Source organism: Kitasatospora sp. Root107, assembly GCF_001424875.1.
In the GTDB taxonomy this organism is placed as follows: Bacteria; Actinomycetota; Actinomycetes; order Streptomycetales; family Streptomycetaceae; genus Kitasatospora.
In genome coordinates this window covers 9,547-16,842 of the sequence record NZ_LMCT01000008.1, presented here as the reverse complement: position 1 = coordinate 16,842, position 7,296 = coordinate 9,547, and the positions used below count along the sequence as shown (strand labels likewise).

Below are 7,296 nucleotides of genomic sequence, written 5' to 3'. Positions count from 1 at the left end.
GGCGAGATCCCGATCCCGCCGACCGCCGGTGCCCCCGCCGTGCCCGCCGACCGCCGCCGCTACCGGGGCGACTCGCTGATCCTCGAGCAGGAGTGGGACGCCCAGGGCGGCACCGTCCGGGTGATCGACTTCATGCCGCCCCGCCCGCTGGCCGGTCTGGACGCCGTCCCGCAGATGATCCGGATCGTCGAGGGCCTCTCCGGCCGGGTCCGGATGCGCTCCGCCCTGCGGATGCGGTTCAGCTACGGCCGGGTGGTGCCCTGGGTGCACCGGGTCGAGCAGCCCGACGGCGGCCACCGCACCGTCGCGGTGGCCGGGCCCGACTCGGTCTGGCTGGACGGCGTGGCCGAGACCTACGGGCGCGACCTGACCACGTACGCCGACTTCACCGTCGAGGCCGGCGAGCGGATCGCCTTCGCGCTCACCTGGCAGGCCAGCCACCTGCCCGCGCCCGCCGCGCCGGACACCGAGGCGATGCTCGCGGGCACGGTCGAGTTCTGGCGCGACTGGGTCGCCCAGTGCACCTACCAGGGCCCCTACCGGGAGCCGGTGGTCCGCTCGCTGATCACCCTCAAGGCGCTCACCTACGCCCCCACCGGCGGGATCGTCGCCGCCCCCACCACCTCGCTGCCCGAGGACATCGGCGGCGAACGCAACTGGGACTACCGCTACACCTGGCTGCGGGACGCCGCGATCACCCTCTCCTCGCTGCTGCGCACCGGCTACCGCGAGGAGGCCAGGGCCTGGCGCGAGTGGCTGCTCCGCGCGGTGGCCGGCGACCCGGAGAACCTGCAGATCATGTACGGCATCGCCGGGGAGCGGGAGTTGACCGAGTCCGAGCTGGACTGGCTGCCCGGGTACGAGGGCTCCCAGCCGGTCCGGGTCGGCAACGGCGCGGCCGGGCAGCTCCAGCTGGACGTCTACGGCGAGGTGGTCGAGGCCCTGCACCTGGCCCACATGACCGGCCTGACCCGCAACGACCACGCCCACCTGCTCCAGCTCAAGCTGATCACCTACCTGGAGCAGCACTGGCGCGAGCCGGACGAGGGCATCTGGGAGGTGCGCGGCCCCCGCCGCCACTTCGTGCACTCCAAGGTGATGGCCTGGGTCGCGGTGGACCGCACCATCAAGCTGATCGAACAGACCCCCGCCGAGGGCCCGCTGGAGCGCTGGAAGGCCCTGCGCGACGAGATCCACCGGGACGTCTGCGAGAAGGGCTACGACGCCGACCGCAACACCTTCACCCAGTACTACGGCGGCCAGGAGCTGGACGCCTCGCTGCTGCTGATCCCCCAGGTCGGCTTCCTGCCGCCGGACGACAAGCGGGTGATCGGCACCATCGAGGCGATCCAGCGCGAACTGTCCACCGAGGACGGTTTCGTGCTCCGCTACCCGACCCACGACGACGAGGGCAACAACGTCGACGGGCTGTCCGGGCACGAGGGCGCGTTCCTGGCCTGCTCGTTCTGGCTGGCCGACGACCTGGCGATGATCGGACGGGTGCAGGAGGCCCGCGAGCTCTTCGAGAAGCTGCTCTCGCTCCGCAACGACGTCGGCCTGCTGGCCGAGGAGTGGGACTCCCGGGCCCAGCGCCAGGTCGGCAACTTCCCGCAGGCCTTCAGCCACGTCCCCCTGATCGACACCGCCCTCCGCCTCACCGCCTGCGCGGGCGCCTACCTCTCCGCCCAGCCCGACGGCCGCGAACGAGAGCAGGCCACCCTCTGAACCGGCCCTCCGGGCATCAGCCACCAGGGGCTCGGGGCTCTGCTGATGTGCGGCTCCGCCGCCTGGGCGACGCCGACCTTTGGCACGWGCTCAACCGTCTACGGTCAGGGGCTCGGGGCTCTGCTGATGCGCGGCTCCGCCGCGTGGGCGACGCCGACGCTTGGCACGAGCTCAACCGTCTACGGTCAGGGCTCGGGGAACTGCGACGCCGACCCTTACAAGGTGATCCGTCCGTAAATGGCCAGGCACTTTCGCAGTGACCCCGGCGCCAGATCTCCTCGCCCCGCGGCGGAGCCGCCGATGAGCAGAGCCCCGAGCCCCTGACCGTAGATGCTCGGGCGCCGTGCGAAAGCTCAGCTTCGTTGGACGAGTTCGTCGTAGGTGCTGAGAACCTGCGCCACCGTGGCCGCTTCGTCGGGCCAGGTCTCGGCCTGCAGCCGCCCCGCTGCCGCGAGCGCGCTGCGGCGCCCCGGGTCGGCGAGCAGTGAACGGACGGCCCCGGCCAGTGCGGCGGGGTCGCCGTACGGCACCAGTACGGCTGCCTCGCCGACCAGTTCGGGCACGCCGCCGACCGCGGTGGAGACCACCGGGACCCCGGCCCGCATCGCCTCCTGGACGACCAGCGAGCGGGCCTCCCAGCGGCTGCTGACCACCACCAGGTCGGCCGCCGCGAGCAGGTCGGGCACGTCGGTGCGGTAGCCGAGCAGCTCGACCGGGAGCTTCTCGGCGGCGATCCGCTCACGCAGCGCGTCCTGCTCGGCGCCCTCCCCGGCGATCACCACCAGCGGGTCGCTGTCGCCGAGGCCGTACCGGACGGCGTCCAGCAGCAGGCCGAACGACTTCTGCTGGACCAGCCGCCCGACCGCGAGCACCAGCGGCCGCTCGGCGGAGCCGTGGAGCAGCGCCGCGCGGGCCGCCTCCCGGCCCAGGCCGCCGGCCGGCATCGGCGGGGCGGCGACCGGGCCGAGCCTGGCGTCGGTGGCGCCGAGTTCGCGGGCCCGGGCGACCAGGTCGGAGGAGGCGCCGAGCACCAGGTCGGCGGAGCGGGCCACCCGACGCTCCATCAGGCGTTGCAGGCGGCGGTCGAGTCCGGTGGCCAGCATCGCGTGATGGGACGTCACCACCAGCGGGGTCTCCGGGCGCAGGCCGGGGAAGCGGCCTGCGGTGCGCAGCGCCAGGTCGGCCAGCAGTGCGGCCCGCAGGCCGTGCGCGTGCACGATGTCGGCGCCGGTGAAGGCGCGCCGGAGTTCACCGATCGCGGTGGCGTCGCTGCGGGCCCCGGAGGTGGGGGTGATGTCGACCAGGTGGAACCGGGCGCCGGTCCGGGAGAAACCGAACAGCGCGTCGGTGCCGCCGGGGGCGCAGACGGTCACGGCCACGCCGTGCGCGACCAGGCCCTGGGCCAGTGAACGCACATGGGCACCGACGCCCCCGCTGGCCGCGGAGAGCACCAGCACCACGTGCAGCTGCCCCGGTTCGGTGCCTTTGCCGGCCCTGGTGGCGAAAGGGTCCACGTCGTCTCGCTCCGACTCGATCATGAACTGGTCAGTCAGTGTCCAGCGGCCACCTTGCCAGGTCCGGCGCCCTCTTGGACAGTCGGCACCGCTACGTGTCGGCCGTCCACCCGGGCGGCGCGCCCGCCGACCGGTCAACCGAGCCGGGGCGCGCGGGCGGTGGCCAGCAACTCCTCCGCGTGGGCCCGGCCGAGCTCGGAGTCCTCCAGACCCGCCAGCATCCGGGAGAGTTCGCGTACCCGCTGCTCGTCGGAGAGCACCTTGACGCCGCTGCGGGTCACCGTGCCGTCGTGGGTCTTCTCCACCACCAGGTGCCGGTCGGCGAAGGCCGCCACCTGCGGAAGGTGGGTGACCACCACGACCTGGGCGGTCTCGGCGAGCTTGGCCAGCCGGCGGCCGATCTCGACCGCGGCCTTGCCGCCGACGCCCGCGTCCACCTCGTCGAAGAGGTAGGTCGGCACCGGGTCGGCGCCCGCGAACACCACCTCGACGGCCAGCATCACCCGGGACAGTTCACCGCCCGAGGCGCCCTTGGCGATCGGGCGCGGCGAGGCGCCGGGGTGCGGGGCGAGCAGCACCTCCACCTCGTCGACCCCGTGCGAGCCGAAGGCGACCGTGCGGCCGTCCAGCTCGAGACCGGCCGGGTCGTCGGTGCGGGCCAGGTCGAAGGTGACCCGGGCGTGCGGCATGGCCAGCTCGGCCAGCTCGGCGGAGACCGCCTCGGCGAACCGGCCGGCCGCGGCCTGCCTGGCCGCCGAGACCTCGGCCGCCAGCTCGGTCAGCTCCTGACGCAGCGTCGTCTGCCGCTCCGTCAGTCGGTCGATCCGGTCGTCGTCGCCGTCCAGCTCGGCCAGCCGGGCGGAGCCGTTCTCGGCCCAGGCCAGCACCTCGGCCAGGGTGTTCTCCGGGCCGCCGTACTTGCGCAGCAGCTGGGCCAGCACCGAGCGGCGCTCCTCGACCGCGGCCAGCCGGACCGGGTCGGCGTCCAGGTCGTCGGCGTACCCGGCGAGGTCCTGGGCCACGTCGGTCAGCAGGTAGCCGACCTCGTTCAGCCGGTCGGCCAGACCGGCCAGCCGCTCGTCGTGCTGGCGGACACCGTCCACCGCGCGGCGGGCCTGGGCCACCAGGGTGCCCGCGTCGACCGCCTCCGGGTCGCTCGGGTCCCCTGCGAGGGCGGCGTGCGCCAGGGTGGCGGCGGAGGAGAGCGCGTCGGCGTGGCCGAGCCGCTCGGCCTCGGCGGCCAGCTCGGTGTCCTCCCCGGCGACCGGTTCGGCGGCCGCGATCTCGTCCAGGCCGAACCGCAGCAGGTCGGCCTCCTGGGCCCGCTCCCTGGCCCGGACGGTCAACTCGTCCAGTGTGGCGGCCACCTCGCGCAGCGCCCGGTAGGTCTCCCGGTAGCGGGCCAGCGGCCCGGACACCGCGGCGCCCGCGTACCGGTCCAGCGCGCCGCGCTGGCGGGACGGCCGGAGCAGTCGCTGCTGGTCGGTCTGGCCGTGCACGGCCACCAGGTCCTCGCCGAGCTCGGCCAGCAGGCCGACCGGCACGGACCGGCCACCGACGTGGGCCCGCGAGCGACCCTCGGCCGAGACGGTACGGCTGAGCAGCAGCGCGCCGTCGTCCAGTTCGGCCCCGGCCTCCAGGGCACGCTGCAGCACCGGGGAGCCGGGCGGCAGCGAGAGCCGCCCCTCGACCACGGCCCGGTCCGCGCCGCGCCGCACCAGCGCCGGGTCGGCCCGGCCGCCCAGCAGCAGCCCGAGGCTGGTCACCACCATGGTCTTGCCCGCCCCGGTCTCACCGGTGACGGCGGTGAAGCCGGGCGCCAGTTCGACCACCGCGTCGTCGATGACGCCAAGATCCCGTATCCGCATCTCGTCCAACACGGTGACGACCTTACGAGGTTCCGGCCCCGCCGCGCGACGAGCACCGGCCCCGGACGGGCAAGTTCATCCCTTTCGGGCGCTGCGCGAGGTATGTCGCCGGGAAGTCGGCCGTACTGCTACCGGCTCTCCGGGACAGTGCACCAGCGCAGGAAGAACTGGGCCAGCGGCCCGATCGCCAGCGCGTACGCGACGGTGCCGACGCCCACCGTGCCGCCGAGCAGGACGCCGATGGCCAGCACAGTCAGTTCGATGCCGGTGCGGATCAGGCGCACCGAGCGGCCGGTCCTGCGCTGCAGGCCGGTCATCAGCCCGTCCCGGGGGCCGGGGCCGAACCGGGCGCCGATGTAGAGGCCGGTGGCCAGGCCGTTGAGCAGGATGCCGGTGGCCAGCAGGGCGATCCTGGCGGGCCAGTTCCCGGGCGTGTCCAGCACTCCCATGGTGAGGTCCATCGCCACCCCGAGGATCAGCACGTTGCCGATCGTGCCGATGCCGGGGACCTGCCGGAGCGGGATCCAGAGCAGCAGCACCAGCGCGCCGATGATGGTGACCCAGTTCCCGATGCTCAGGCCGAAGTGGTGCACCATGCCCTGGTTCAGCACGTCCCAGGGGTTGACCCCGAGGCCGGCCCGCACCATCACGCCCAGGCTGGTGCCGTAGAGCCAGAGGCCGAGCAGGAGTTGGGGCAGCCGGCGGCCCAGCCGGTCGGTGCTCCAGGTGGTCCGGGGGACGGCGGAGAGGGTGGCCATTGGGTGGCTCCTTCGGATGCTGTGCGGCCAGGGGTGTGGCGGCTCGATGGCCGCCCTGCCATCATGGGGAGTCCACCTGGCCACCAGCCAGGGCCAATTCCTCTCAACTGGACTGATTCAGATGGCCGAGTGGCAGAGCACCGTGACCCCGCCCGCGCTGGCCCGCCTGCTGCGCGGCACCCCGCTGCCCGAGGCCACCGGCCACCGGCCCGCCTACCGGACGCTGGCCGGGCAGGTCCGGCTGCTGGTCTCCGAGGGCCGCCTGCCGGTCGGCGCCCGACTGCCCGCCGAACGCGAACTGGCCCAGGTGCTCGAACTCAGCCGCACCACCGTGGCCACCGCGTACGAGGCGCTGCGCACCGAGGGGTACCTGCGCAGCCGCCGCGGCTCCGGCAGCTGGACCACCCTGCCCGAGGGCAGCCGGCCACCCACCGACGCCCTGCATCCGGTGCCGCCGGACGAGCGCGACCGCACCCTCGACCTCGGCGTGGCCGCACTGCCCGCCCCGCAGCCCTACCTCGGCCTGGCCGCCGCCCGCGCGGTCGAGCAACTGCCCGCGTACGCCGCCGGGCACGGCAACTTCCCGACCGGCGTCCCGGTGCTGCGGGAGGCGATCGCCCGCCGCTACACCGAGCGCGGACTGCCCACCACCCCCGACCAGATCCTGGTCACCACCGGCGCGATGGCCGCCCTCCAGCTGGTCCAGCGCGCCCTGCTGAGCCGCGGCGACCGGGTCGCCGTCGAGGCGCCCAGCTACGCCCACACCCTGCAGGCGCTGCGCCGCGCCGAGGCCCGGCTGGTCCCGGTCCCGTACGCCGGATCCGGCTGGGACCTGCCCGAGTGGCAGCGGGTGCTGCGCGGCGCCGCGCCCCNGGCGCCGCGCCCCGGCTCGCGTACGTGATCCCGGACTTCCACAACCCCACCGGCGCCCTGGTGGACGAGGAGCAGCGGCGGGCCCTGCTGGCCGCCGCCCGGTCGGCCGGCACCACCGTGCTGGTCGACGAGACCCCCGCCGAACTGGACTGGGGCCTCGGCGACCTGACCATGCCGCGCCCGACGGCCGCACTCGACCGGAGCGCCCAGGTGGTCACCGTCGGCTCGGCCAGCAAGATCCTCTGGGGCGGCCTGCGGATCGGCTGGGTACGCGCCAACGCCGCCCTGGTACGGCAGTTGGCCACCGACCGGGTCTACACCGACATCGGCAGCCCGGTGCTCGACCAGCTGATCGCCGCCGAGATGCTCACCGAGCACCTGCCCGCGATCAGGGCCGACCGGCACGAGCGGCTACGGGCCAGCGCCGAGGGCCTGGCCGCCGCCCTGCACGAGCAGCTCCCGCACTGGCAAGTGACCCTGCCCCCGGGCGGGTTGGCGCTCTGGGTGGGCACCGGCGGGCTGTCCGGCAGCGCCCTCGCCCAGGCCGGCGAACAGACC

General features: G+C 74.5%; 5 protein-coding genes and 1 pseudogene. 3 read left to right on the top strand and 3 right to left on the bottom strand.

Translation table 11 applies throughout. The features are described 5' to 3' along the window. Positions 1-1,725: glycoside hydrolase family 15 protein (locus ASC99_RS08505; protein WP_235583016.1), on the top strand; the 1,725-nt coding region annotated here is incomplete at its 5' end. Between the two features lie 353 nt (positions 1,726-2,078). On the opposite strand, the gene ASC99_RS08500 is transcribed toward ASC99_RS08505, so the two are convergent. The 3 genes from ASC99_RS08500 to ASC99_RS08490 form a co-directional block, all read right to left on the bottom strand. Next, positions 2,079-3,239, bottom strand: a complete 1,161-nt coding sequence (locus ASC99_RS08500; protein ID WP_057230184.1) for a glycosyltransferase family 4 protein — start codon at positions 3,237-3,239, stop codon at positions 2,079-2,081. 134 nt (positions 3,240-3,373) lie between these two features. Then, positions 3,374-5,107, bottom strand: a complete 1,734-nt coding sequence (gene recN, locus ASC99_RS08495) for a DNA repair protein RecN (RefSeq protein WP_057230183.1) — start codon at positions 5,105-5,107, stop codon at positions 3,374-3,376. Positions 5,108-5,235: 128 nt separating this feature from the next. Further along, positions 5,236-5,865, bottom strand: coding sequence for a YitT family protein (locus ASC99_RS08490; protein WP_057230023.1), 630 nt, complete (start codon positions 5,863-5,865; stop codon positions 5,236-5,238). Positions 5,866-5,986: 121 nt separating this feature from the next. Here ASC99_RS08490 and ASC99_RS40205 point away from each other — a divergent pair. Further along, a pseudogene (locus tag ASC99_RS40205) lies at positions 5,987-6,737 on the top strand (aminotransferase class I/II-fold pyridoxal phosphate-dependent enzyme); the annotation flags it as partial. 1 nt (position 6,738) lies between these two features. After that, positions 6,739-7,296, top strand: a 558-nt coding sequence (locus ASC99_RS40200) for an aminotransferase class I/II-fold pyridoxal phosphate-dependent enzyme (RefSeq protein ID WP_235583015.1), incomplete at both ends; no start/stop codon positions are given.